This is a genomic window from Sandaracinaceae bacterium, assembly GCA_020633055.1.
Taxonomy (GTDB): Bacteria; Myxococcota_A; Polyangia; order Polyangiales; family Houyiibacteriaceae; genus JADJJE01.
Window position 1 is genome coordinate 677,606 of the sequence record JACKEJ010000005.1, and the last position, 24,330, is coordinate 701,935.

At 70.9% G+C, this 24,330-nt stretch carries 19 protein-coding genes; 14 read left to right on the top strand and 5 right to left on the bottom strand.

The window, feature by feature from the left end:
• Positions 1 to 41 precede the first annotated feature (41 nt).
• Positions 42 to 1,502, top strand: a complete 1,461-nt coding sequence (locus H6726_07725) for a cytochrome P450 (GenBank protein MCB9657518.1) — start codon at positions 42 to 44, stop codon at positions 1,500 to 1,502.
• 121 nt (positions 1,503 to 1,623) lie between these two features.
• Entirely contained in the window at positions 1,624 to 2,613 is a 990-nt protein-coding gene (locus tag H6726_07730; GenBank protein ID MCB9657519.1) for a helix-turn-helix domain-containing protein, read from the top strand.
• A 17-nt stretch (positions 2,614 to 2,630) separates the two neighbouring features.
• Here H6726_07730 and H6726_07735 read toward each other — a convergent pair whose 3' ends face one another.
• Complete coding sequence (locus H6726_07735) at positions 2,631 to 4,427, bottom strand: hypothetical protein (GenBank protein MCB9657520.1); 1,797 nt, start codon at positions 4,425 to 4,427, stop codon at positions 2,631 to 2,633.
• 87 nt (positions 4,428 to 4,514) lie between these two features.
• Between H6726_07735 and H6726_07740 the strand changes: the two genes are divergently transcribed.
• Positions 4,515 to 6,239, top strand: a complete 1,725-nt coding sequence (locus H6726_07740) for a mechanosensitive ion channel family protein (protein ID MCB9657521.1) — start codon at positions 4,515 to 4,517, stop codon at positions 6,237 to 6,239.
• Between the two features lie 87 nt (positions 6,240 to 6,326).
• Here the strand turns inward: H6726_07740 and H6726_07745 are convergent, their stop codons facing one another.
• Entirely contained in the window at positions 6,327 to 6,845 is a 519-nt protein-coding gene (locus tag H6726_07745; protein ID MCB9657522.1) for a hypothetical protein, read from the bottom strand.
• Here H6726_07745 and H6726_07750 point away from each other — a divergent pair.
• From H6726_07750 to H6726_07775, 6 genes are all read left to right on the top strand, one after another.
• Entirely contained in the window at positions 6,835 to 8,292 is a 1,458-nt protein-coding gene (locus H6726_07750) for an energy transducer TonB (protein MCB9657523.1), read from the top strand. The two genes, H6726_07745 and H6726_07750, sit on opposite strands and share 11 nt — an antisense overlap.
• 25 nt (positions 8,293 to 8,317) lie before the next feature.
• Complete coding sequence (locus tag H6726_07755; GenBank protein ID MCB9657524.1) at positions 8,318 to 9,169, top strand: SUMF1/EgtB/PvdO family nonheme iron enzyme; 852 nt, start codon at positions 8,318 to 8,320, stop codon at positions 9,167 to 9,169.
• A gap of 25 nt (positions 9,170 to 9,194) precedes the next feature.
• Positions 9,195 to 10,031, top strand: coding sequence for a hypothetical protein (locus H6726_07760; GenBank protein MCB9657525.1), 837 nt, complete (start codon positions 9,195 to 9,197; stop codon positions 10,029 to 10,031).
• A gap of 136 nt (positions 10,032 to 10,167) precedes the next feature.
• Complete coding sequence (locus tag H6726_07765) at positions 10,168 to 12,045, top strand: MFS transporter (protein MCB9657526.1); 1,878 nt, start codon at positions 10,168 to 10,170, stop codon at positions 12,043 to 12,045.
• Positions 12,046 to 12,153: 108 nt separating this feature from the next.
• On the top strand, positions 12,154 to 12,429 hold the full coding sequence (locus H6726_07770) for a hypothetical protein (GenBank protein MCB9657527.1): 276 nt from the start codon (positions 12,154 to 12,156) through the stop codon (positions 12,427 to 12,429).
• Positions 12,413 to 12,949 (top strand): GNAT family N-acetyltransferase, encoded by a 537-nt coding sequence (locus tag H6726_07775; GenBank protein MCB9657528.1) that lies wholly within the window; start codon positions 12,413 to 12,415, stop codon positions 12,947 to 12,949. The genes H6726_07770 and H6726_07775 overlap by 17 nt, the downstream gene beginning before the upstream one ends.
• A gap of 36 nt (positions 12,950 to 12,985) precedes the next feature.
• Here the strand turns inward: H6726_07775 and H6726_07780 are convergent, their stop codons facing one another.
• Both H6726_07780 and H6726_07785 read right to left on the bottom strand, forming a co-directional pair.
• The gene (locus H6726_07780; protein ID MCB9657529.1) at positions 12,986 to 14,629 is read right to left on the bottom strand and encodes an FAD-dependent oxidoreductase; all 1,644 of its coding nucleotides are present in this window, start codon (positions 14,627 to 14,629) and stop codon (positions 12,986 to 12,988) included.
• Positions 14,630 to 14,782: 153 nt separating this feature from the next.
• Positions 14,783 to 16,783 carry a glycoside hydrolase family 97 catalytic domain-containing protein gene (locus H6726_07785; GenBank protein MCB9657530.1) on the bottom strand — a complete coding sequence of 667 codons (2,001 nt, stop codon included), beginning with the start codon at positions 16,781 to 16,783 and terminating at the stop codon, positions 14,783 to 14,785.
• Between the two features lie 101 nt (positions 16,784 to 16,884).
• On the opposite strand from H6726_07785, the gene H6726_07790 reads away from it, so the two are divergent.
• Complete coding sequence (locus tag H6726_07790) at positions 16,885 to 17,472, top strand: TetR/AcrR family transcriptional regulator (protein MCB9657531.1); 588 nt, start codon at positions 16,885 to 16,887, stop codon at positions 17,470 to 17,472.
• A 526-nt stretch (positions 17,473 to 17,998) separates the two neighbouring features.
• Entirely contained in the window at positions 17,999 to 18,709 is a 711-nt protein-coding gene (locus H6726_07795; protein MCB9657532.1) for a hypothetical protein, read from the top strand.
• Between the two features lie 110 nt (positions 18,710 to 18,819).
• On the opposite strand, the gene H6726_07800 is transcribed toward H6726_07795, so the two are convergent.
• Positions 18,820 to 19,566: an SDR family NAD(P)-dependent oxidoreductase gene (locus H6726_07800; protein MCB9657533.1), complete on the bottom strand. Its 747-nt coding sequence runs from the start codon at positions 19,564 to 19,566 to the stop codon at positions 18,820 to 18,822.
• 124 nt (positions 19,567 to 19,690) lie between these two features.
• On the opposite strand from H6726_07800, the gene H6726_07805 reads away from it, so the two are divergent.
• The 3 genes from H6726_07805 (at position 19,691) to H6726_07815 (ending at position 24,165) form a co-directional block, all read left to right on the top strand.
• On the top strand, positions 19,691 to 20,581 hold the full coding sequence (locus tag H6726_07805; GenBank protein ID MCB9657534.1) for an SUMF1/EgtB/PvdO family nonheme iron enzyme: 891 nt from the start codon (positions 19,691 to 19,693) through the stop codon (positions 20,579 to 20,581).
• Between the two features lie 202 nt (positions 20,582 to 20,783).
• Positions 20,784 to 23,069: a ribosome biogenesis GTPase Der gene (gene der / locus H6726_07810; protein ID MCB9657535.1), complete on the top strand. Its 2,286-nt coding sequence runs from the start codon at positions 20,784 to 20,786 to the stop codon at positions 23,067 to 23,069.
• A 4-nt stretch (positions 23,070 to 23,073) separates the two neighbouring features.
• Positions 23,074 to 24,165, top strand: coding sequence for a radical SAM protein (locus H6726_07815; GenBank protein MCB9657536.1), 1,092 nt, complete (start codon positions 23,074 to 23,076; stop codon positions 24,163 to 24,165).
• The last annotated feature ends 165 nt before the right edge of the window (positions 24,166 to 24,330 follow it).

Genomic DNA, 24,330 nt, shown 5'->3' on the forward strand with positions numbered 1-24,330 from the left:
GGCTACTGACCCGCGGGAGCGCGCGGTGCACACTGTGGCCCATGAGCAGCGCCCCCCGTCACCACGTCCACCGTCACCTGCCCGCGGGCCCGCGGGCCCCGCGCCTCAAGCAGCTGCAGTGGCTGGCCGAGGATCCGCACGGACTCTACCGCCGCAACTACGAAGAGTTCGGGCCCATGTTCACCCTGCAGGTCATGGCCTATCCGTGGGTGATCCTGGGTGATGCGGACCTGCTGCGCGAGGTCTTCCGCGGGACCAGCGACGACTTCCACTCGGACGCCGACGGCATCAAGTTCCTGCTGGGGCCCGAGGCGCTGCTGTTCATGAACGGCGCGCAGCACCGCGCCGAGCGCAAGGTCATGCAGCCGCCCTTCAAGAAGACGCGCGTGGACGACTACGCCGCCGGCATGCTGCGCAACGCGAGCGAGGCGGTGGGCACCCTGCGCGCGGGCGAGACGGTGCACGCGCAGCACTTCTTCGCGGACATCACGCTGCGCACGATCATCGAGTGCGTGTTCGGCATCACCGACGAGGCCCGCGCGGCGCGCCTGCACGACCTGTTCGGGTTCAGCATGCGCACCATGCAGCGCCCGGCCGTGGGGGCGCTGTCCATGACGGTCGGTGGGGCCCGCGTGCGCGCGGCGATCAAGGCCGGCACCGACCTCAGCCGCGCCCGGTACGGGAAGCCCGCGCGCCCCGCGCGCACCACCCTCGGCAAGCTGTTCGACGCCCGCCGTGAGGTGCTGGACATCATCGGCATCGAGCTGGCCGCCGCCCGCAAGACCGCCCCGGGCGACCGCTTGGACGTGCTCGCGGAGCTCGTGCACGCCCGCTACGAGGACGGCAGTCAGATGAGCGACGCGGCCATCCTGGACGAGCTCAACATGCTGCTGATCGGCGGGCACGACACCAGCGCCATCACCATGAGCTGGGTGCTCTACTACCTGGCACAGGACCTGAGCGAGGGCGGCAAGGTCACCGCGCGCGTGCGAAACGAGCTTTCAGAGGCGTTTGGTGATGGGCCCGTGGACCCCGCCGCGGTGCACCGCCTGACCTACCTGCAAGCCGTCATCGACGAGGTCTCGCGCCTGCGCCCGGTGGCGAACGCCGTCTCGCGCCGGCTCACGCGGCCCATGGTGCTGGGCGACTTCGCGCTGCCCGAGGGCACGGTGGTGCTGCCCAGCCCGACCATCATGCACTACCGCGAGGACATCTGGCCCGACCCCGAGCGCTTCGACCCGGAGCGCTTCCTCGGGACGCGCCCCTCGCCCTTCCACTTCCTGCCCTTCGGCGGGGGCTCGCGGGCCTGCCTCGGGCGGCCGTTCGCCGCGACGCAGATGCGCGTGGTGCTGGCCGAGGTGCTGCGCCGCGTGGACTTCGCGCGGCTGCCCGGGACCACCACGAAGGACGCCATGAACGGCGTGCTGATCGGCCCCAACGACGCGGTGCCCCTCGCCATCACGAACGTGCGCACCCCCACCCGGGCGCGACGCGCCGCGTGAGCGTGAACACCGCGCGTCGCGCGGCGGCGGTTCCGGCCTGAGCGGCGAGTCGAGCGGGCGCGCCGCGGCCAGGGCCTCACGCCGGGCCTGACAGGACGGGCCCGCCGGGCTACGGTGCCACGTGTCCCTGGGTCCGTCGTTCCACCCGGCGCTGCTGCGAGCGCCCGCGGCCGCGCTGCGAGCCGGTGGAGTGCCCATGCCCACCGAGGGCCTGCTGGCAGAGCTGCTGAGGGGCGGCGGGCCCGAGCGTGTCCCGCTCGACCTCGGCTACGACGCGTGGCGAGAGCTGGAGCGCAGCGCCGGGCGTGACGTGGGGGTGCGCGCCGCGCTCGCCATGGACGAGGGCGCCGTCGACCTGGCGGACTACCTGGTGGGGGCCTGCCACCACCTGGCCGACGCGGTGGGCATCCTGCACGAGCACCACCGCCTGTTCCACGACGTGGCCTACTTCCGCGTGGAGCGCGTGGGCGAGCACGCGCACCTGGTCGTCACGCACGACAGCACGCACGCGCCGCCGCCGTCGATGGTGGAGTGGGCGCTGCTCACGTGGGGCACCGTGCTGCGCGGGCTCATGCCGAGCGTGCACTTCCTCGAGGCTCGCTGCCACCACCGCGCGCCGAGCGAGCCGTCCGAGCTGTTCGCGCGCGTGCCGCTGCCCATGGTGTTCGAGGCGGAGGCCAACGCGGTGGTGGTACCGTGGAGCGACCTGCACGCGGAGAACCCTCGCGCCGACGCGCGGCTGCGAGGGTTGTTATTGGCGCAGGCCGCGCGGCAGGTGAGCGAGCTGCCGCCGCTCGAGGTGGGCTTGGTGGAGCGTGTGCGTCACGAGCTGGCGCGCCGGCTGCGCGACGGAGTCCCCAGCGCCGAGGACGTCGCCCACGCGCTGCACCTGAGCCCGCGCACCCTGCGACGCCGCCTCGAGGCCGAGGGCGCGGCCTTCTCCGAGGTATTGGACGGGCTGCGTCGCGACGAGGCGCGTCGCCTGGTAACCGAGACGGCGCTGAGCTTCGACGCGATCAGCTGCGCCCTGGGCTTCGCGCAGACGGCCAGCTTCCACCGCGCCTTCCGCCGCTGGACGGGCACCACCGCGAGCGCGGCCCGCGAGGGCTAGCCAGAGCGTGTGCCGCGTCAGGGCTCGACCGCACCGGCCGTGCAGCTGGCTGTCGGCCGCGGCATGCCGCGCTGGTCCGTATCTGGGCAGTCCGCGCCGAGGCCGATGGCCACGCTCTCAGCGCCGGGGAGCATGGTGGGCGTGGGCCCACCGTTGTCCTGTAGCGTGCCGAGCATGGCATCCGCGAACGTGATCCCCACCGTGCAGGGGTTGTCTTCGTTCATCGCGGGGCCGTTGCGCAGCATTGGCCACTGCGCGTTGCCCGAGCCGGGCAGCGGAACCGGCGTGACGGGGTTGCCCACCGAGCATGTCATGGGGGTCCACTCGTGGTCGTCGATGTTGTTCCAGAACAGGGTGTTGGTGATGGTGAGGTTCTGCGACTCGGCGCCGTGCGAGACCAGCGCGGCCCCGAAGAAGCCCACGCCGCCCGCCGCCTCGTTCTCCGCGAAGGTGCAGTTCTGGATGGTGCCCTGCCCCGCGAACACCAGCGCGCCGCCCAGCGACTCGTTCGCGACGTTGGCGTGGAAGGTGGTGTTGACGATGCGCACCGTGCTGCCGTGCGGTCCCTGGTCGATGCGCACGGCGCCACCGAGACCATCGCTCGTGTTCTCCGTGAAGGTGGAGTTGAACAGCTCGAACTCCATGTCCTGCATCCAGATGCCGCCCCCGCCGGCCCCCGCGTGGTTGCCGTCGAACAGGCAGCGGTTGAAGGTGCTGAGGCCGCGCTGCAGGTTGGGCGTGCGGCTGACCGTGCCCAGCTCGTTGGCGGTGTTGTCGCGGAAGGTCACACCGCAGAACTCCACGCGGTCCACGTCACCGCCGTCGATGCCCACGGCGCCCGAGTTGCCGCCCGCGCCCCCCTGCAGCGCGTGGTTGAACACGGGGCAACCAGTGGCGCCGCCGAAGTTCTGGCCCACGCCCGTGGCGGCGTTGCCCTCGAAGAGCGTGTTGACGAAGACGCCATCCGTCTGGAGCAGGCCCACGGCGCCGCCGTTCGAGCCCTCGTTCCCGATGAACGAGCTGCCCACGACGATGACCTCCAGCGCGCCCGCAGCGTAGATGGCCCCGCCGCCCGTGTCGGGCCCGGTGGGCGCCGCGTGGTTGTTGCGGAACACGCAGTCGACCACGTGCAGGCGACCGTCGCGCATGCGGATGGCCCCACCCTCGCCGTCCTTGTAGCCCCACGCGCAGACGGAGTCGCCCCCGGGCTGTGGAGTGAAGTCGGACGCTGGAGCGCTCGCGTTCTGCAGCGTCAGCCGCTGCAACACCACGAGCGTGTTCGTGGCGCGGTAGTTGGGCGACTCGTACTCGAAGATGCGGTTGTTGCCGCCCCCGTCGAGCGTGATGACGCCGCCCCCATCCACCACGGTGTCCGCGTCGATGCGCAGCGTCAGCGCGTCGGTCACGGCGATGGTGTGGTCCGCGTCACCGCAGTCGAACGTGATCACGCCCCCCTGCGCCACCGCGTCGGCCAGCTCTGCGTGGGTGCAGCTGCCCGGCGTGCCGGTGCCCACGACGTGGTCCGGGGTGCTGGTGTCGGTCAGCGCGATGGGCGGGGTGCAGGTGGACGGCGGCGGGTCGATCGGACCGCCACCCATGCACATCGACGCGCTGCACGTCTGGTCTGCGCCGCACGCGTTGTCGCAGCGACCGCAGTGCGCCTCGCTCGTGCGCGTGTTGACGCACACCCCGCCGCACTCCATCTGGGAGCCGCTGCAGCCCCCGGGCATGTCGGAGCCACCACCGCAGCCCAGCACGAGCAGCGCCGCCGAGAGGGACACGACACAGCCGGAGAGACAAAAATGTGCACGCATGTCGAGATGCTAATCGCCCTTGCCACAGGCGACCACGGTCCCGAAGGAGGGACAGCGCGAGCCTCCCAGGGGTTGCACCTCCGCGCGATGAATGCGACCCCAACGCACGACATGTTTGCTCCCTCGCGCTTCCTCCGCGTGGCCGCCGTTTGTCTGGCCGCGTCCATCCTGTCCCTGCTCGCCGCGCCCCGCGCCTCCGCCGAACCGAACAGCGCCGACTGCAGCACCCCGCGCCGCGCGGTCGAGACCTGGCTGGACAACGCGCACGACAACCCGTCCATCGCTGGCGCGTGCTTCGAGTTCACCGGCACCGGCTTCGACAGCGTGGAAGAGCGCCAGTTGGCCGTACGCCACCTGCTCGCAGTGTTCGATCAGCGCGGCTACTACGTCTACCCCGACACCATCCCGGACACGGCGGACATCGAGGGCACGACGCAGGTCGCGCCCGTGCGTCGCTTCGAGGAGGTGTTCGTGCAGCGGGACGCGGTGGGCTGGCGCTTCCCGGCCGCGGTCGTGCGCCAGATTCCCACCTGGTACGGCGAGACCTTCGACGTAGACGTCGAGTCGCTGGTGGGCGAGCTGCCCGAGTGGACCAAGGCGGAGCTGCTGGCGGGGGTGATGCTCTGGCAGCTGTTGTTTCTCGCGCTCGCCATCCTGCTCGGGCTCGTCACGCGCTCCGTGGTGGCGCACCTCGTGGGGAACTACGGGGGCAAGCTCATCACGCGCGCGGGTGAAGCGGCCGACGCCCAGACCGTCGCGCGCGCCGCGCACCCCGTGGGGACGCTCGCCATGGTGGGCGTGCTCTGGTACGCGCTCCCGTTGCTGCGCTTGAGCGTGCGGCTGAATCAGATCGGGACCATCGCGCTGCGCGTCATGATGGCCGGCGCGGGCGTGCTGCTGCTCTACCGCTTGGTAGACCTCGCCAGCGACGTGTTCGGGCGCCGCGCCGAGCAGACCGAGACCAAGCTGGACGACCAGCTGGTGCCGCTCGTGCGCAAGGCCTCCAAGGTCTTCGTGGTGTGCGTGGGCGTCATCTTCGTGCTGCAGAACATGGACGTGGACGTGGGCTCCCTGCTCGCGGGCGCCTCGCTCGGCGGCCTGGCGTTCACCCTCGCCGCGCGCGACACGGTCGCGAACCTCTTCGGCAGCATCAGCATCTTCGCGGACCGCCCGTTCCAGGTGGGCGACTGGGTGGTCATCGAGGGGCACGAGGGCGTGGTCGAGGAGGTCGGCATGCGCAGCACGCGCATCCGCACGTTCTACTCGTCGCTGGTGACCATCCCGAACTCGGTCGTGGCCAACGCCGCCGTGGACAACTACGGCATGCGCGAGTTCCGGCGCTGCACGGTGACGCTGGGCGTGACGTACAGCACCACCCCCGCCCAGATGCGCGCCTTCGTGGAGGGCATCCGCGCCATCCTGCAAGCCAACCCGAAGGTGCGGCAGGACGCCTACGAGGTGTGCTTCCGCAACTTCGGCGCGAGCGGGCTCGAGGTGCTGCTCTACTTCTTCTTCAAGACCGACACGTGGAGCGACGAGCTCGCCCAGCGCGAGAACATCTTCCTCGAGGTGCTGCGGCTGGCCGAGGCGCTGGACGTGCAGTTCGCCTTCCCGACGCAGACGCTGCACATCGAGTCCCAGGTCACGCGCGAGCCTCGCTCGCCCAAGCGGGACCTCGACGAGGCCGCGCTGGCGAGCGTGGTCACGTCCTTCGGCCCCGGTGGGAGCGCCAGTCGCCCCACGCCACAGCATCTGACCAGCGGCTACCTGCCGCGCACGAACCCGCTGGGCACCACCGAGGTGGACAACTGACACGCCCCGTCACCGCGGGGCAGCCGTGTGGCGAGCCACGCCTCGTCGCCGTCGCCGCGGCGCTGCGATCCCACGCCTCGCGTTCGCTCAGGGCCGGGGCAGCTGCGTCGCGAGCCACGCCTCCGCGTCCTCGAGGGTGGAGAACACCTTCTCCGGGTAGTCCGTGGGCTTCAGCCAGTGCAGCGCCGTCACGATACCGGCCAACACCATGTTGCTGACGACGATGGCCGACCCAGCGCAGTTGCGCGCGGCGTCGGCGGCGGTGGGCAGCGACGCGTCCGCCAGCAGCTTGCGTTGCTGCGCCCCGAGCGGCTTGGCGGCGCGGGCGTCGAACAGCAGCGTGTAGCGCACCCCCCGCTGCGCGATGGCCCCGAGCTGCTCCACCGAGCGCAGCAACGCCTCGTCCGGGACCGGGACGTCGGCGACGTGGATGCGCACGAACGGCCACTCTCTCTCGTCGATCGTGAAGTACGCGGTCATGACGGGGCCCTTCTGCGCCCACCCAGGCAGCCAGCATCCATAGCCGTCGACCGTAGCAGGCCGCGTGGTCGCAGGCCGGTGGAACTTCGGGCGCGCCTCGTTGTCGGACGAGGTGATGCCAGCCACACGCCCTTCGCCGTCCTCGCCGCGAGGCGAGTCCCTTCCCCACCCGACCATCGGTGACGCCCCGAGCATTGCCATCCCGGAGGACGACGCACCGAGGCGCGTGTGCGCCCACGTGGCCTACGCGGTGGGCGAGCGTGTGCTGCAGTCCATGCGGGTCCCCGCCGGAGCCACCCTGCGCGTCGGCAGCTCGGAGCTGAACGAGCTCGTGCTGTGTGACGCGCAGCTCGGCGAGACGCACACGCTGCTCGCAGAAGGCGCAGAAGGCTGGCAGCTGCACATCCCGCGCGGGCTGAGCGCACGGGCACGCCTCGGCGGACAGCACGGGTCGCTCCCCGAGCACCTCGCGGCCGGTCGCGCCAGAGAAGACGGAGACCACCTGCTCGTGCCCCTCGCCACCCGCGCACCGGGCGACGCGCGGAGAGCTCACGCGTGGCCCAGTGTGGTGCTGGAGCTCGGTACGGGGCGGCTGTTGATCGCCCTGGAGGAGCGGTCCATCGCGCGCGTCGCGCCCCTCCCGCGCGCGCTGCAGGCCAGCGTGCGACAGCAGGTGGACTACCGCTTCGCGGGGACGCTCACCGCGGTGATGCTGGTGTTCTTCGGGCTGGGGCTGGCGGCCGAGTCCGCCGACCCGCTGCTGGACACCACCCCGCCCGCCAGCGTGCTCGCGTTCCGACCGCTGTACACGGAGCCCCTGCCCCCTGTCCCGGAGCTGCCCACGGAGCCGACGACCAGCACGGAGCTGGCAGACGGTACCGACACACGCCCCAGAAACCCGCGGCCGGGCCCCACACGCGACGCCACCAGCGATCGTAGTCCGCGCGGGAACGGCGACGCGCCGCGCATGACCGCCGAAGAAGCGCGCACACAGACCCAGGAGCTGCTCGGCAGCATCGGCTCCCTGGGCCTCGAGGACCGCTTGCGCGGTGGCGCCGTGGTCAGCTCCAGGTCGCTGATGGACGACGTGCGCGAGGGCACGCCCGGAACGGGGCCGCGCCCAGGGGCGCTCCAGGCGCGCGAGGGCCGCGACACCTCGGGGGACCCGCTTGGTTCGCTGGACCCCGTGGGGACCACGCGCGCGGTCACGGAGGGTGGCCCGCTGACGGAGCGCACGCCCCCGCGGGTACGCCTGACACCCACCGGACCGCGCCCCGGCCCCCACATGCCCCAGGACCCTGTCACGCGCGCCATGCGCGGGCGTATCGCGGCGATCCGGCGCTGCTACGAGCGCACCCTGGTGAGCAACCCCGCTGCGCGCGGCCGCGTCGTCGTGAGCTTCCGCGTGGAGACCTCGGGCGTGTTCAGCGGCGTCAGCGTCACCGAGAACGGCACGGGCGACGCAGGCCTTGCCACCTGCATGACCGAGATCATCCGAAACGTGCGCGTCTACCCAGGGCCCGAGGGGGGCGCCGCCACCTTCCGCTACCCGTTCGTGTTCGAGCCTGGCTGAGTCACCCGTGGGGTACAGTGGGCGCATGACCCCTACGTCGCGCGCCCTCCTCTCCGCTTGCTTGCTCGCGGGCATGCTCAGCTGGCTCCACCGCGCACCCCCGAGCGCCACCGCCCAGCCCCGCGCGACGACGTGCCCGGCGGGAGCGGTTCGCGACGCAGGAGGACACTGCGTGGGCGCGCACAGCTGCCCCTCCGGCATGGTCCCCATCCCCGCTGGCGAGTTCCAGATGGGTGTCCCTTCCGCCACCGACGACCGCGGGCCCGCGCACACGGAGGCGGTGGCCGCGTTCTGCATCGACCGCCTCGAGGTGACCACGGCTGACTACCGCGCGTGCGTCGCGCGCGGGGGCTGCACGCCTACAGGCGGGAGCAGCACCTGCAACGAGCCAGGCACGGAGCGCGGGCAACACCCCATCAACTGCGTCTCGCATCCACAAGCCGAGGCCTACTGCCGGCAGCGCGGCGCGCGGCTCCCGACCGAGGCCGAGTGGGAGTACGCCGCGCGCGGCACGGACGGGCGACGGTACCCGTGGGGCAACGCGCCCCCGACGCGGTCACGCGCGTGGAGCTCGCTCGGCGGACGACTTCAGACACACACGGCACCAGTCGGGCAGCGGCGCGCTGGGGCCAGCCCCTTCGGCGTCCAGGACATGGCCGGCAACGTCTGTGAGCTGGTGGCGGGGCTGTGGAGCCCGCGCTACGGGCAACCCCCTGGCGACAACCCGAACACCCAGTACCACGTGTGCCGCGGTGGCTCGCTGAACAACCGGGACCGGCAGTCGCTCGAGGCGACGTTTCGACGCCACGGCTACAACGGGGACAGCACCGACGAGCTGACTGGGGTACGCTGCGCCGCGAACGTGCGCGCTCCCTGAGCGACCCAACACGGAGGAGGAGAGAATGTCCGCGACCCACTACAAGGCCCCCCAGACGATCGCCCCGCTGGGCATCGTGTTCGGAGGCGTCGCCGCGCTCCTCGGCGCGTTCGTGCTGGCCCCCATCTACGCGCTCGCCATCGCGTACATCCCCATCGTGTACCTCAACGCGCTGCTCACCGCGGGCTTCGGAGGACTGACGGGGTTCGGTGTGGTGATGGCCCTGCGCGCGGGGCACTTCCAGAACGCGGCGCTCAGCTACGTGTTGGGGTTCGGCGCGCTGCTGTTCGCGTACTGGATGCACTGGATCGCGTGGGTGGCGGTGCTCGAGTGGCGCGCCGACATGCCGGTCGAAGTGCTGCCGCTGCTGCTCCCGCCCGTCCTGATGGAGATCGTCGGACTCGTCTACGAGCAAGGTACCTGGTCGGTGCGCAGCAGTGACCCCGTCAGCGGGGGCGTGCTGGGCCTGGTGTGGGCCATCGAGGCGCTGATCTTCTTCGGCGCGGGGTTCGTGGGCATCGTCGGGGTGGTCGGGTCGGGTACCTATTGCGAGCGCTGCAGAGCCTGGTGCGACGTGGTGGGGACGCGCCTGCTCGCCCACGACGACAGCGGCACCCTGCCCGACGCGGTCAACCAGCGGCAGGACTGGGCTGCGCTGGTGCGCGCGGAGCCCGAGCCCGGGGCCGCCATGTACCACACGGTCGAGGTCAGCCAGTGTCCGCGCTGCAGAGAGACGAGCACGCTCACGCTGTCGACGGTCACCATCTCGCACGACAGCAAAGGCAACGAACAGCGGAACACGAAGGTGGACGCCGACCGCGTGTTCATCAGCGCGGCCGACGCCGCCCGGCTGCTTGGGTGACGTGGAGGTGCACGGAGTGTCCACGAGCCGGACATTCCATGCACGGGCGGATCGCGCGCTGACGCGGGCCAGCTGCCGATGAGCGCCGCGCCAAGGCGTGGCACGAAGCTCGCTAGGTCGTGCGAGCATGTCCGCCATGTCGACCACCCCTGCGTCTCAGCTGTTGCTCCGCCGTGACTTCGCGGCGTTCTTCACCACCCAGCTGCTGGGCGCCTTCAACGACAACCTCTTCAAGAACGCGCTGGTCATCTGGATCAGCAGCACGCAGGCCAGCGCCTTCGGGCTGACGCCCGCCATGATGATCACCCTCTGCACGGGGGTCTTCATCCTCCCGTTCTTCCTGTTCTCCGCCACCGCCGGACAGCTGTCCGACCGCTACGAGAAGACTCCCATCCTGCGCGTGGTGAAGGGGGCCGAGATCCTGATCATGGGCGTGGCCGCCGTCGCGTTCCTGCAGGGGAACCTCACGGTGCTGCTGGGTACGCTCTTCTGCATGGGCGCGCAGTCCGCCTTCGTCGGGCCCGTGAAGTACAGCATCCTGCCGCAGCTACTCGGCGCGGACGAGCTGGTGGCGGGCAACGCGCTGGTGGAGACGGGCACGTTCCTCGCCATCCTGCTCGGCACCATCGCGGGCGGCGTGCTCATCCTGATGGACAACGGCCCCGCGCTGGTCGCCGTGGGCGTGTGCGCGACGGCGCTGCTCGGGTTCGCGGGCAGCTACCTGGTGCCTCGCCTCGCGCCCGGCTCGTCCGCCGTGCAGGTCAGCAAGAACCCCATCACGCCCACGCTCGAGATCCTGCGCATCACGGCGCGTCAGCGCCCGGTGTTCCTGAGCGTGCTCGGCATCTCGTGGTTCTGGCTGTTCGGCGCCGTGCTGCTGTCCCTGTTCCCCGTGTACGCGCGCGAGACCCTGCGCGCCAGCGACCACGTCGTGACCCTGTTCCTCGCCTTCTTCTGCGTCGGTATCGCGCTCGGGTCCATGCTCACGGAGAAGATCTCGGGCGCCAACCTGGAGCTCGGCCTGGTGCCCTTCGGCTCCATCGGCATGACCCTCTTCACGCTCGACCTGTTCCTGGTGGGCGCACCTGGGTCGGCCCCGGCGGAGCTCTACTCCGTGTCCCAGTTCCTCGCGCTGCCCCACACGCCGCGCGTCCTGGTGGACCTCTTCGGCATCTCGGTCTTCGGCGGCTTCTTCACCGTGCCGCTCTACACGCTGCTGCAGCAGCGCAGCGCGGACGACGAGCGCTCGCGCGTCATCGCGGGCAACAACATCCTCAACGCCGTGTTCATGGTGGCGGGCGCGGGCATGCTGGCGGGGCTGTTTGCGGCGGGCATGGCCATCCACCAGGTGTTCCTGGTGTTGGCGGTGCTCAGCGCCGGGGTGGCCGTCTACCTCTACTCGTTCATGCCCGAGTTCCTGCTGCGCTTCTACGCGTTCCTGCTCAGTCGCGTGATGTACCGGCTCACGGTCACGGGGCACCACCACATCCCGGAGACGGGCCCCGTGGTGCTCGTCGCGAACCACGTCGCGTTCAACGACTGGCTCATCGTCGGCGGCTCCGTGCGGCGCCCCGCGCGCTTCGTGATGGACCACCGCATCTCGCAGACCCCGGTGGTGTCGCGCCTGTTCCGCTCGGCCAAGGTCATCCCCATCGCGCCTGCGCACGAGAACGAAGAGGTCATGGAGCAGGCCTTCGCGAAGATCCGGGAGGAGCTGCAGAACGGCGAGGTGGTGTGCATCTTCCCCGAAGGGAAGCTCACCAGCACGGGCGAGATGAACCCGTTCAAGGCCGGCATCGAGCGCATCATCGCGGAGACTCCCGTGCCCGTCGTCCCCATGGCTCTCGGCGGCCTGTGGGGCAGCATGTTCAGCCGCAAGGACGGCCCCGCGCTGAGCAAGCCCCCCTCGCGCTTCCGCGCGAAGATCACGCTCGACATCGGCGCGCCCATCCCGCCGGAGCAGGTGAGCGCGCAGCTGCTCGAGGACACGGTGCGGGGCATGCTGCGCAGCTGAAGCCGCGCGCCTGCACACGCCACGAGTGACACGCTTGCTCGTCGTCGCCAGGCGCCCTACCTTTCACTCGTTGGACCATGTTTTTCCATGGACCACGGAGGAGCTGGCATGAGCGACCAGTCACAGATCTCGGCGACCATCTCGGCGACCACCAAGGAAAAGCTCGATCGGTTCACCGAGAGCCGCGGGCTCAAGAAGAACTTCGTCGTGGAGCAGGCGCTTCTGTATTTCATGGAGGCCCGGCGCGAGCTGCCCGACGAGGCGCTGACCCCGGCGCGTCTCGTGCTCGACGCGAAGGCGTTCGATCAGCTCGCGGCCCGGCTCGCGCGCCCGCTCCCTCCCACCGACGAGCTGCGTGAGCTGATGCGTGGCCACGGCCGTTGACATCCGCCCCCTCGCCAAGGGGGATGATCGAACGCAGTTCTCGTGTGGCCAGCCCGACCTCGACCGCTTCTTCGAACACTACGCCGGACAGAACCAGTTCAAGCTCCACCTGTCGGTCACCTACGTCGCGACGTTGCACGCACGCATCGTCGGCTTCGCCACCGTCTCTCCCACCACGATCGAGCGTGAGACCGTCCCGAGCGCGCGCCTCCGGAAGCGACTACCCGCGTACCCCTTGCCGGCGCTGCGCCTCGCCCGGCTCGGTGTCGACCTCCGCGCCCAGGGCGCGGGCATCGGGAGGGCGCTGCTCGCACACGTCCTGTCGCTGGCGCTGGACCAGCGCGAGCGGCTCGGCTGCGTGGGCGTGGTGGTCGACGCCAAGGCAGACGCCATCCCGTTCTACCTCTCGCTGGGCTTCTCCACGCTCGATGGCGTGCGCGAGGGGCTGCTCGCGTCGGAGGCGCAGCCGCTGTTCCTGGACATCGCGACCATCGCTGCGAGCGTCAGCCCTGCGCGATGACGTGCGCGACACACGCATCGTTGGTCGCCGCGAGCGTCAGCCCTGCGCGATGACGCGCGCGACGCGCATTCCGTCGAGCGCCGCGCTGACGATGCCGCCCGCGAAGCCGCCGCCCTCGCCGCACGGGTAGAGCCCCGCGACGTCCGGGGACTGAAGCGTGTCGGGGTCACGCGGGATGCGCACCGGCGAGCTGGTGCGGGACTCCACGCCGACGAGCACCGCCTCGTTGCCGCCGTAACCGGGCATGCGCCGCTCGAACACACCGAGCGCGGTGCGCAAACGGGAGGCGAGGGGCACACCCGAGGCGTCCAGCACGGGCGCGATGTCGGTCGCGAAGAAGCCGGGCTGATAGCTGCCCTTGGGGACGGTGCTGCTGCTGCGGCCCACGCGGAAGTCCGACGCGCGCGTGGCTGGAGCCACCAGGCCGCCGCCCCCCGCTTGAAACGCCGCCTCCTCGATGACGCGCTGGAAGGCCACGCCCCCCATCGGCCCCTTGAAGCCGGCGCGCTCCCAGTCGCTGGGCTCCACCGCCACCACCAGCCCCGAGTTGGCGAAGGGCGAGTCACGCCGGCTCAGGCTCATGCCGTTCACCACCTGCCCGCCCGCCTCGGTGGCCGCCGGCACGATGAACCCGCCCGGGCACATGCAGAACGAGAACACGCCGCGCTGGTCCACCGTCTCGGCGACGCGGTAGTAGGCGGCCGGGAGCGCAGGGTGACCCGCGGAGCGCCCGTACTGCTGTTGGTTGATCATCGGCTGCGGGTGCTCGATGCGCACCCCTAACGCGAACGGCTTGGGCACGAGCTGCACGCCCTGCTCGTCCAGCATGGTGTAGATGTCGCGCGCCGAGTGCCCGGTCGCCAGCACCACGGCGGCGCACGGGAGCACCTCGCCGTCGCTCAGGCGCACCCCCCGCACGTGCCGTGCCGGGTCGATGTCGAGGCCCGCAACGCGCGCGCCGAAGCGGAACACCACGCCCAGCCCCTCGAGCCGCTCGCGCAGGGCGGTGATGACCTTGGGCAGCTTGTTGCTGCCGATGTGGGGGCGCGCGTCGGTCAGGATCACGTCGGGCGCACCGTGCAGCGTCAGCGTCTCCAGCACGTCGCGGATGGCCGCCTTCTCGCCCGTGCGGGTGTAGAGCTTGCCGTCACTGTACGTGCCGGCGCCGCCCTCGCCGAAGCAGTAGTTGCTGTCGTCGTCGACGCGGCCCTCGCGGTTGAGCAGCGCCAAGTCACGTCGGCGCGGCTGCACGGGCTTGCCCCGGTCGACCACCACCGAGGCCACCCCGTGCCGCGCGAGCTCGTAGGCGCAGAACAGGCCGGCCGGACCGTCGCCCACGATGACCACGGGCGCGCCACCCACGAGCGCGCGCGCTTCGACCGGCAGGGGAGCGCCGAGGTCCTGCGCAGGAGGGGCACCGAGCGTCACCTCGAGCTTGAAGCGCACGTTGTGGCGGCGCGCGTCGATGCTGCGGCGCACCAGCGTCAGCTCGGGCAGCTCGTCGGCGGGGCGCTTCAGCGCGCGCGCGGTGGCCTCCCGGAGCGCCGCGGGATCCTGCGCGTCGTCGAGCCCCAGCGTGAGCTCCACCGAAGCGGGCAGCCCACCGGCGCCCACGACGGGACGCGCGGCGGCAGGCCTCCGGGCGGGCTTCGGACGTGGGGGACGGTTCCGCGGTGGCATGAGACAGGGCCGAGCATGAAGATCCGCGCGCGACACGCAAGCCGGACGGGGCGAACCGCGCGTGCGCAGCGCTTCTACGAGCGCGCGGGGTTCACGCTCGAGGGCGAGCCTTTCGTGGAGGACGGCCTCCCCCAACGGGCCATGCGGCGCGTGTCACGGCCGGAGGACGACGACCAGCCCGCCTGATGCCCCGAGCGTCACTTGCAGGCTGTCGGCCGACGTCACGCTCGACGTGCTCTGCGTAAACGCGTCGGGGGTCGCTCCCTGCCCGATGACCTCCATCTGGAAGCTCCCCGCCCCCAGGAAGTCGAGCGGGACGCTCAGGTCCACGCTGTCCTCCGTGCCCGTGATCGCCGCGACGTACCAGGTGTCCCCCTTGCGGCGCGCCAACACGGCGTGCGTGCGCGGGTCCCCCGAGAGCAGGCGCGTCTCGTCCCACGTGGCGGGCACGTCGCGCATGAACGCGCCCACGTACGGGTACGCCGCGAACACGGCGCGGTACCCCTCGGCCGGGTCCGCGTCCGCACGCCCGCCGAAGTGCGTGATGCCGGACTCGAACAGCACGGCCTGCGCCAGGCTGCACACATAGGGCAGCCCCACGTCGGCCAGAGCCTCCTGGAACACCACGGGCGTGTAGTCCATGGAGCCGACCACGTTGCGCGCGAACACGTACATGAGGTGCAGATCGGGGTCGGCGCTGGCGATGGGGAAGCGGTGGGACTCGGCCCCACGCACCGCCTCGGTCGTCATCAGGTGCGGGAAGGTGCGCTGCCAGCCGCGCGGCAGCGTGGCCCCGTGGAAGTTCACCATGATGTGGTGCGCGGCGGCGTCCTCGAGGATGCCGAGGTACTGCTGGATGCGGTCCTGCTTGTCGCTCTCGAAGAAGTCGATCTTGATGCCGGCGACCCCCCACTCCTCGAGCTGCGCCATCTCGGCGCGGCGGATCTCGGGGTCCAGCATGCGGTCGCGCGGCGGCTCGGGGCTCGCGTTGTGGGGTCCGCCCGAGTTGTACCAGAGGTGGACGCTGACCCCGAGCGCGGCGGCGTCCTCGACCAGCTGCGGGATGGCGTTCTCGAACTCCTGCCAGTGCGCGTCGATCAGCAGGTGCTCCCAGCCGAACTCCGCGGCGCTGGCCAGGTACTCGCGCTGCAGCGCCTCGTCCCCCGTGTCCTGCGTGAGCCACGACCACGCCGCACGCCCCGGCCGCACCCAGCTCGTGTCCGTGAGTGTGCTGGGTGGGCTCAAGTCGTCGACCAACGTCGACTCGACCACCGTGTGCAGGTCGCCTGCGATCAGCACGCGCCAGGGCGTGGTCATCGGCAGGGTCGCGGTTGGCTGTACCTCCCCCACGCGCGCCCCCTCGCGCGCGTTCGGGAAGATCATGCTGTACAGGTTGTTCGGCACCGTGCGGTCGAGGCGCGAAGCGCAGTAGCTCCCGTCGAGGTCCGCCTCGGTCAGCAGTACCCAGCCGGCTCCGTCCGGGCTCTCGAAGAGGGCAGGGAAGGCCCAACCCGACGCGCTGGTGCCATCGCCCACCGTCACCTCCTGGAACGGCTGCTCATACACGCCCATGAACAGCACACCGTTCAGGTCGTAGGGCATCATGAAGCCCGCCCCGCCGCCCGGCATCTGGAAGCCCGTGTGCTCGGCCTGGACCGTGACGGCCCCCTCCCCCAGCAGGCGATAACGAAACGCGGCGCCATCGTCCTGCGCGCGCACCACCAGCTCCATCACGGCGCCCCGCGGGTTGCGGAAGCGCAGCGTCTGCTGGTTCGCCTGCGCGTGGCGCGCGAGCCGCTTACCGACGAGGGTCGTGTAGCTGTCGTCCACTGTCTCCGCCTGGTCCGACACGAAGCGCAGGCCATCGACGAACGACTGCTCCGTGGTCTCGAGGCCGAGGGGGCTCTCGGACACCAGCGTCTGCTCACCGCGCAAGAGCGTGAACGTCAGGTGGTCCGCCGCGCGCCCATCCGCCGTGGCCTCGGCCTGCAGCGTGACGCGGAGCTCCAACGACCCATCGGGCGATCGCGTCGACCACTCGCGCGGGCTGGCCGGACCGCCGCAGCTGGGCATGGTCAAGAGACCGAGGGTGAGGAGCAGACCGCGCGACACGCGCGCGGCGCGCGCCTCGAACAGAGGGCGGAATCGTACCATGACGCGACGCTCTCACAGCCACGCCGCCGTGTCTGCGGGTATCGCGAGCGCGGCGGCGGCGTGACGTAACGGCGCGAGCGACTACACTACCAAGCTGTCAGATGAAGGTGACCGGCCGACCCCGTCAGTTCGACGAGAACGAGGCGCTCGAGCGCGCGCTCGAGGTGTTCTCGGAGCGTGGCTATGCGGCCACCAGCATGGCCGATCTGGTCGAGCGCACGGGCGTGTCCAAGCAGAGCCTGTACAACACCTTCGGTGACAAGCGGAGCCTCTTCCTCGCCGCGCTGGACCGCTACTGCGAGCGCACCGACGCAGGGCTGGCCGGCGAGCTCGCGCGCGAAGAGGTCGACGCGTGCGCCCTGCGCGGCCTCTACCGCAAGCTGGCCAAGGCCATCGCGGGCAAGAACCAGAACGCGTGCCTGGTGGCCACGACCTCCATGGAGGTGGGCGCGACCGACTGCGAGATCGCGGCCCGCCTGCGCGCTCACATGGAGCGCACGCGCGGTCGCTTCGAGGCCGCCATCGAGCGCTGCGTCGCGTCGGGCGACCTGACCCGCGTGAAGAGCCCCCGCGCCGTGGCCGGCCACCTCACCAACACGCTCAACGGGCTGGGTGTGCTGCGTGGCGGGGGCGCCACCGACGAAGAGCTGGAGGAGGTCGTCGACGTGGCCCTCTCCGTGCTCGAGTAGCGGTCTCGCGCCGTCCTGCGTGCGGCGGGAACGGCCGTGGATTGGGGGCACCCCGGCCTTCAGGGGCTGTCTCAGAGACACCGCCAGTCCCCATTTATGCGCACGCCGGACTAAAGTACTAAAGTCCGGGGCAGCATCCTTCCGAGCGCCCGGCTACCGCCAGGCACTCGGAAAAGTCCTCCCCACAAGGGGGAGGACTGTCTTGCTCGGCGCCACCATGAATCCAAGAACGCCGCCGTCCCGCCAAACACCCGACTGCCGTTCACGAGACGCAGTCCGCCTCCGCAGGGGGCGGACTTCGAGCGGGCGATCACCTGAGATCGCTGCCCCGGACTTCAGTCCGGGGTGCCCCAAAACAGGGATAACCGACTACTTGGAGACAACCTCTTCAGTCCGGGGCGCCCCCTATCCTGGGACACACCCAGCTCTTCTGAGACCCGGTCCGCTCCGTGCCAGGTATCATGTTGTCTAAGTTTTTTCTTAACAAACGGTTGACACAACGCCGCCAGCTGCGCAGATTCCGTGCATGACACGCCTCGCGATCCTCGATGAGCTCCTGCCCGCCCAGCTGCGCGAACGCCCGGAGGAGCTGAGCCCCGTGGAAGTGGTCTGGAGCGGGACCGACCCGCAGCAGCTGCTGCGAGACGCCCCCGAGGTGAAGCCCACCCTACTGGCGCTCGATCTCAACCTGCTCGGTGGCGAGACGGACGGCGCCCGCCTCGTGAAGCAGCTGGTCGACGAGACGGGCGCCGAGCTGGCCATCGTGCTCTACAACTTCGCCAAGCGGGACGTGCTGCGCGAGGTCACCCAACCCGGCGTGCGCACCGTGCGCGCCCCCATCAGCCTGGCCTCGCTGCGCGCGCAGATGACCAGCGTCATCGTTCGGCACATGCTCAGCGGCGCACCGAGTGAGACGAGGTCGGCGGCCCCGCCTGCGTCTCCTCGGACGGAATCGAACGCGCCGCCCGTGGGCCAACGCACGCCGCGCATGTATTCCCGTGAGCAGCTGGCGCGCCTGCGCGAGATCCAGTCGAGCGTGGACTGCGAGTGTCCCAACCATCTGTCGGAGTTGCTGATCGGGCTCACGTCGTTCGAGGACTATTCGGCCGCGTGCCGGAACAAGAACCAGGCGGACGCGGCCGTGCACGCGGCGCTGTACGAGAGCACGGTGCGGGCGCGCGTCATCATGGAGGAGGCCCTCGCGGGCTTGCTCGTACACGAGAAGATCACGCTCTGACGCATCGAGCTACGGGACCCATCACGCGCGGCGGCCGCGGCGCCGTGAGCGATGCAGCTCGTGTCCGAGGCGAGGGGATCACGCACGAGCTCACCTCGTGCGTGGCGGTGTCAGAACTTCACGCGCCGCATGACGGCCCGCGGTAGGTTGCGGATCACACCCATCACCAGCGCCCAGGGCGCGGGCGCGTAGACCACCGGCGTGCCGCGATCGATGGCGCGCACCACGGTGGCGGCGACGGCCTCGGGCTCTCCCGCGAAGGGCGGCGGGCTGAGCCCCTCGGTCATTCCGGTCTTCACGAAGCCAGGCTTCACGGTGACCACGCGCAGCCCGGACGCGCGGTAGCGGTGGTCGAGCCCCTCCAGGTAGGCGCTGAGCCCGGCCTTGGAGGCCCCGTAGATCACCACGGGCTTGCGGCCGCGCTCTCCAGCCACCGAGCTGAACACGCACAGCGTGCCTCCACCGTTCGCGAGCAGTCGCTTGCGGACGCGCTCGCAGAACGCGACGGTGTTCGCGAAGTTCGCGGTGACCAGGCGCTCCATCAGCGCCTCGTCCTCCTCGAGCTGCTCCTGTGTCGCGAACAACGCCGCCGTGACGATGACGCAGTCCAGCCGGCCCAGCCCGCGCTCGGCTGCGTCCAGGGCTGCGTCGAACGTCGTCGGGTCCTCCAGGTCGCAGGTGGCGCTACCCGTCTCCACCCCCGCCCCGGTGGGGGCGCGCGCGTCGAGGTCGTGTGCGCTGCGGGTCAGCTCGCGCGCGTCCCGACCGAGGAGGAACAGCCGGTCCCCCCGCTCCGCCAGCTGCCGCGCCAGCGCGCGCCCCATACCCTTGGTGCCTCCGAGGATCACGACGTTCATGCGCCGCACCATCGCGTCCCCGGCGCCCCGAGGCAAGCGCCACGTGCCTTGTCGCGGCGGGGCAGGGGCTGCTACACGTGCGTCGATGCGCAGCGCTCGTCGCCCACAACCCGATCCATGGCGCATGCTCGCGCTGGCGGTGGCGGTGGGCTCAGGTGTCCTCGGGGCGCCCAGCGCAGCGCCCAGGGTCCGCTCACAGCCCGCGCTCCGTGCGGAGCTGAGCGACGTCGTGCGCATTCACGGCGGCAGCTTTCATCGCGGCGCCAGCGAACGCGAGCTGCGGGAGGCCTTTCAGCTGTGCTTGCGGGGCACGCGCATCGGGGGCGGCAACGAGTTCCGCTGCTCGGAGCAGGTCTTCGAGCTGGAGGCACCGCGGCGCACCATCCAGCTCACCGCCTACGGCATCGACCGCATGGAGGTGAGCCACGCGAACTACCGCCGCTGCGTCGCGGCCGGCGTGTGCCTCCCCGCGGGCGTCAGCCCCGACGACCCGCGCCTGGGCCGCCCCGAGCTGCCCGTGGCCGGGGTCACGTACACGGACGCCGAGCGCTACTGTGCGTTCGTGGGCGGACGGCTACCCACGGAGAGCGAGTGGGAGCGCGCCGCAGCCGGGCCCAGCGGGCGGCGGCGCTTTCCGTGGGGGCGCCAGTACAACGGCCGGCTCGCCAACCACGGCGACGACGGCCGACCCGACGCCACGGATGGCTACCGCTACGCGGCCCCAGTCGACGCTTACCCGCACGGGCAGAGCGCCGATGGCTTGCTGAACATGGCCGGCAACGTGTGGGAGTGGACGCAGGACCGCTTCGACTACGACGCCTACGGCAACGGCCCCAGCGTGAACCCGCGCGGCGCGGACACGGGCGGCCAGCGCGTGGTGCGTGGCGGGTCGTGGCGCTCCGACGCGTACTCGCTGCGGGTCACGCACCGCGTCCCAGTGGGCGAGGGCTCGCGCTTCCCGGACCTGGGCTTCCGCTGCGCATACGACGTCCCCCCGGACGTGGCCTCTCCGTGAAGCGCCTCGCCTGAAGCACCGCCCTGGGTGGCCGCGCTCGGCCGGACCGGGTCGGGCTGAGCGGGGACGCTGCACATCGACGGGGGCAAGTAGCGTCCGGGCATTGCCCAGCTACACTGCGGCCCATGCCTCGCGCGGACGAAAGCCAAGACGCGACGCCCACCGAGAGCGACCCCGACGCGGTCGTCGCCCGGTCCGGGCGTTGCGCGATCGTGGGGCGGCCCAATGTCGGCAAGTCCACGCTGCTGAACGCGCTCCTGCGCCAGAAGCTGGCCATCGCCACGCCGCGCCCCGGCACCACGCGCTCCGCCATTCTGGGCGTGTACACCCAGGACGACCCTCCCACGCAGATCGCCTTCGTGGACACCCCCGGCCTGCATCGCCCGAAGAGCGCGCTCGGCAAGGTGCTGCTGGAGCAGGCCGAGCTGGGCCTGGCGAACGCGGACGTGGTCGTGTTCATGACCGAGATCCCCAGCAAGCCAGCGCGCTCGGGCGAGGTGGACAACGTGCGCGACGACGACAAGCGCGTGCTGGAGCTCATCGCGTCCACCAAGGCCCCCAAGATCCTGGCCGTGAACAAGGTGGACCTGCTCAAGGACAAGTCGCGCATGCTGCCGCTGCTGCAGTCCTACCAGGACGTGATGAGCTTCGACGCGGTGGTGCCGCTCTCCGCCCGCAAGCGGCTCAACTTCGAGGCGCTGGTGGGCGAGATCCGCAAACACCTGCCCGTCGGCGCCATGTACGACGAGGACTTCTTCACGGACCGGCCCGAGCGCTTCTTCGTCGCCGAGCTCATCCGCGAGGCGGTCATCACGCAGACGCGCCAGGAGGTGCCGCACGGCGCCGCGGCCGTCATCGACGACTACGTGGTGGACGGAGACCTGGTGCGCATCAAGGCCACCATCGTCGTGGAGAAAGCCTCGCACAAGGGCATCGTCATCGGCGCGCGGGGCGCCCGCATCAAGACCATCGGCACGCACGCGCGCCAAGAGATCGAGAAGATGCTCGACCAAAAGGTCTTCTTGGAGCTGTGGGTCAAGGTCATCCCCGGCTGGACGGGCGACCCCAACGAGGCGCGTCGCCTGGCAACGGAAGTGGAGCAGTCGTGAGTCGCAAGAGGAGACCCCAGGGCAAGGAGCTGCCCGCCGGCGCCGCCGGTGCACGCCCCATGGTGGCCATCGTGGGCCGCCCGAACGTGGGCAAGAGCACGCTCTTCAACCGGCTCGCGGGGCAGCGCATCGCCATCGTGGAGGACATCCCGGGCGTCACGCGCGACCGCCACTACGCGGACTGCTGGGTGCTGGGGCACGACTACGTGCTGATCGACACGGGCGGCTTCGACCCCGAGAGCGACGACCCCATGCAGGAGGGCATCGCGCGCCACGTGCGTCTCGCGCTCGACGAGTGCGACGTCGTGCTGTGCGTGGTGGACGCCACCACCGAGCCGCTGCCCGCCGACCGCGAGGCCATGCGCCTCTTGCGCGAGACGGACAAGCCCGTGCTCTACGTGGCCAACAAGGCCGACACGCCGGCCATCGGGCATCACGCCGTCGCGTACTACGAGCTCGGCATCGACCAGCTGTACAACATCTCCGCGCTGCACGGGCGCGGCCTCGGCGAGCTGAGCGACGCGCTGGCGGCGGCCCTGCCCGAGATCGGCGGGCCCACGCTGGAGATCGACGAGGAGACCGCGCGCGTCGCGATCATCGGGCGCCCCAACGCGGGCAAGTCGTCGCTGGTGAACCGGCTGCTGGGCGAGGACCGCCAGTTGGTGGACGACCGCCCCGGCACCACCATCGACACGGTAGACTCGCTGCTCGAGCGCGAGGACGGCACCTTCGTGCTGATCGACACGGCCGGCATCCGGCGCAAGCGCGCCATGCAGAAAGCCAGCACGATCGAGACCATGAGCGTGTTCCAGGCCATCCGCGCCATGGAGCGCGCCGACATCGTGGTGCTCATGATCGACGCCAGCGAGGGCGTGGGCGAGCAGGACGCGAAGATCGCGGGCTTGGCCGAGGACCGCGGCTGCGCCGTGCTCATCGCGCTCAACAAGACCGACCTGATGTCGCAGGACGAGCAGAAGCAGGCCATGGACCGCGCGCGCGAGGTGCTGGCGTTCATCCCCTGGGCGCCGATGGTCACGCTCAGCGCCAAGACGGGCAAGGGCGTCAACGTGCTGCTCTCGCGCGTGGCCGACGCCGTCGCCGAACACAGGAAGCGCGTGCCCACGGCCGAGATCAACCGCTTCTTCGAAGAGGTGCTGGCCACGCACCCGCCGCCCACCATGAAGGGGCGCGCGGCGCGCTTGTACTACGTGACGCAGGCCCGCTCGCGGCCGCCCACCTTCGTCATCAGCTGCAACGATCCCGAGCGCATCCACTTCAGCTACCAGCGCTACGTGCTCAACCAGATCCGCGATCGCTTCGGCTTCCGGGGCACGCCCATCCGCATGCGCTACCGGGGCAAGAAGAAGCGCGAGGAGTAGCTCCGTGTCCGCGGACCCCACGGCGGCGCCGCTCGCGCAGGTGCACGGCTTCACGCCCGAGGGCTTCATCGCCGCTGCGCGTGAGCTCGTCCCGCGTGGCTTCGGCGCGGCGCGCGACCTGTACAAGCAGGCGGTGCTCGAGGGGCGCTTCGAGCCCGAGGCGCTGGGGCTCTCGGCCGAGGCGTGCGGGCTGTACCGCGCGGCCTTCCGCTTTGCCCTGCCCGCCGTGGCCCACACCGTCTCGGAGGACGGCGACACGGGCACCACCGCCAAGGCCGTGCTCCGATTGGACGACGGCTACGAGGTGGAGTGCGTGCTCATCCCGATGGGGCGCGGCAAGCACACGCTGTGCGTGTCCAGCCAGGTGGGCTGCAAGATGGGTTGCACCTTCTGCGAGACGGCACGCATGGGCCTCCTGCGTCATCTGCGGCCGGACGAGATCGTCGGGCAGCTGTTGGTGGCTCGGCACGTGCTCGGCTGGGACTTCAAGAACGTGGTGTTCATGGGGATGGGGGAGGCGCTCGACAACCCGAGCCTGTTCCATGTGCTGCGCCTGCTGAACGACCCGGGCGGGATGAGCATCGCGCAGGAGTGCCTGACCGTCTGCACCGTGGGCTCCATCGACGGCATCGAGCGCTTGAAGGCCGAGGGCTTCACGCGCCTCAACCTCTCCGTGAGCCTCAACTCGGCCGACGACGCCACACGCAGCCGCGTGATGCCGGTGAACCGCAAGAACCCGCTGGTGGACCTGCAAGCCGCGCTCGCCGCGTATCGCCCGCGCCGCAACTTCGCCCTCGGCGTGAACTACTGCCTCATGCCGGGGCTCAACGACACGCGCGAGGACGCCGCGCGCGTCGCCGCGTTCTGCGCGCCCATCGCCCGCACGCTGGTGAACGTCATCCCGTACAACCCGGGCAACGCGCCGCTCACACGCGCCCCCAGCGAGGACGAGGTGGACACGTTCATCGGCTGGCTGCGGGAGGAGGGCCTCGCCGTGCGCCGCCGGGTGACCAAGGGGCGCAGCGTGATGGCCGCGTGCGGCCAGCTGGGCAACGCCGAGCTGCGGCGCGGCAAGTCGCTGCCAGTCGCGCGCTGATTCACCGTGGCGAGCCGGCCCGTGGCGGTCGGGCGGCTGCACAAGTGCGTGCATGTTCGCCCGAACGCCTGCGGCGTGAGGGTCGGCGAGCGGTCTGGGCGACCCTCACGCGTCCCCCGCGGTCGATAGCGCGACACCAAAGAAAAAGCCCCGCCGAAGCGGGGC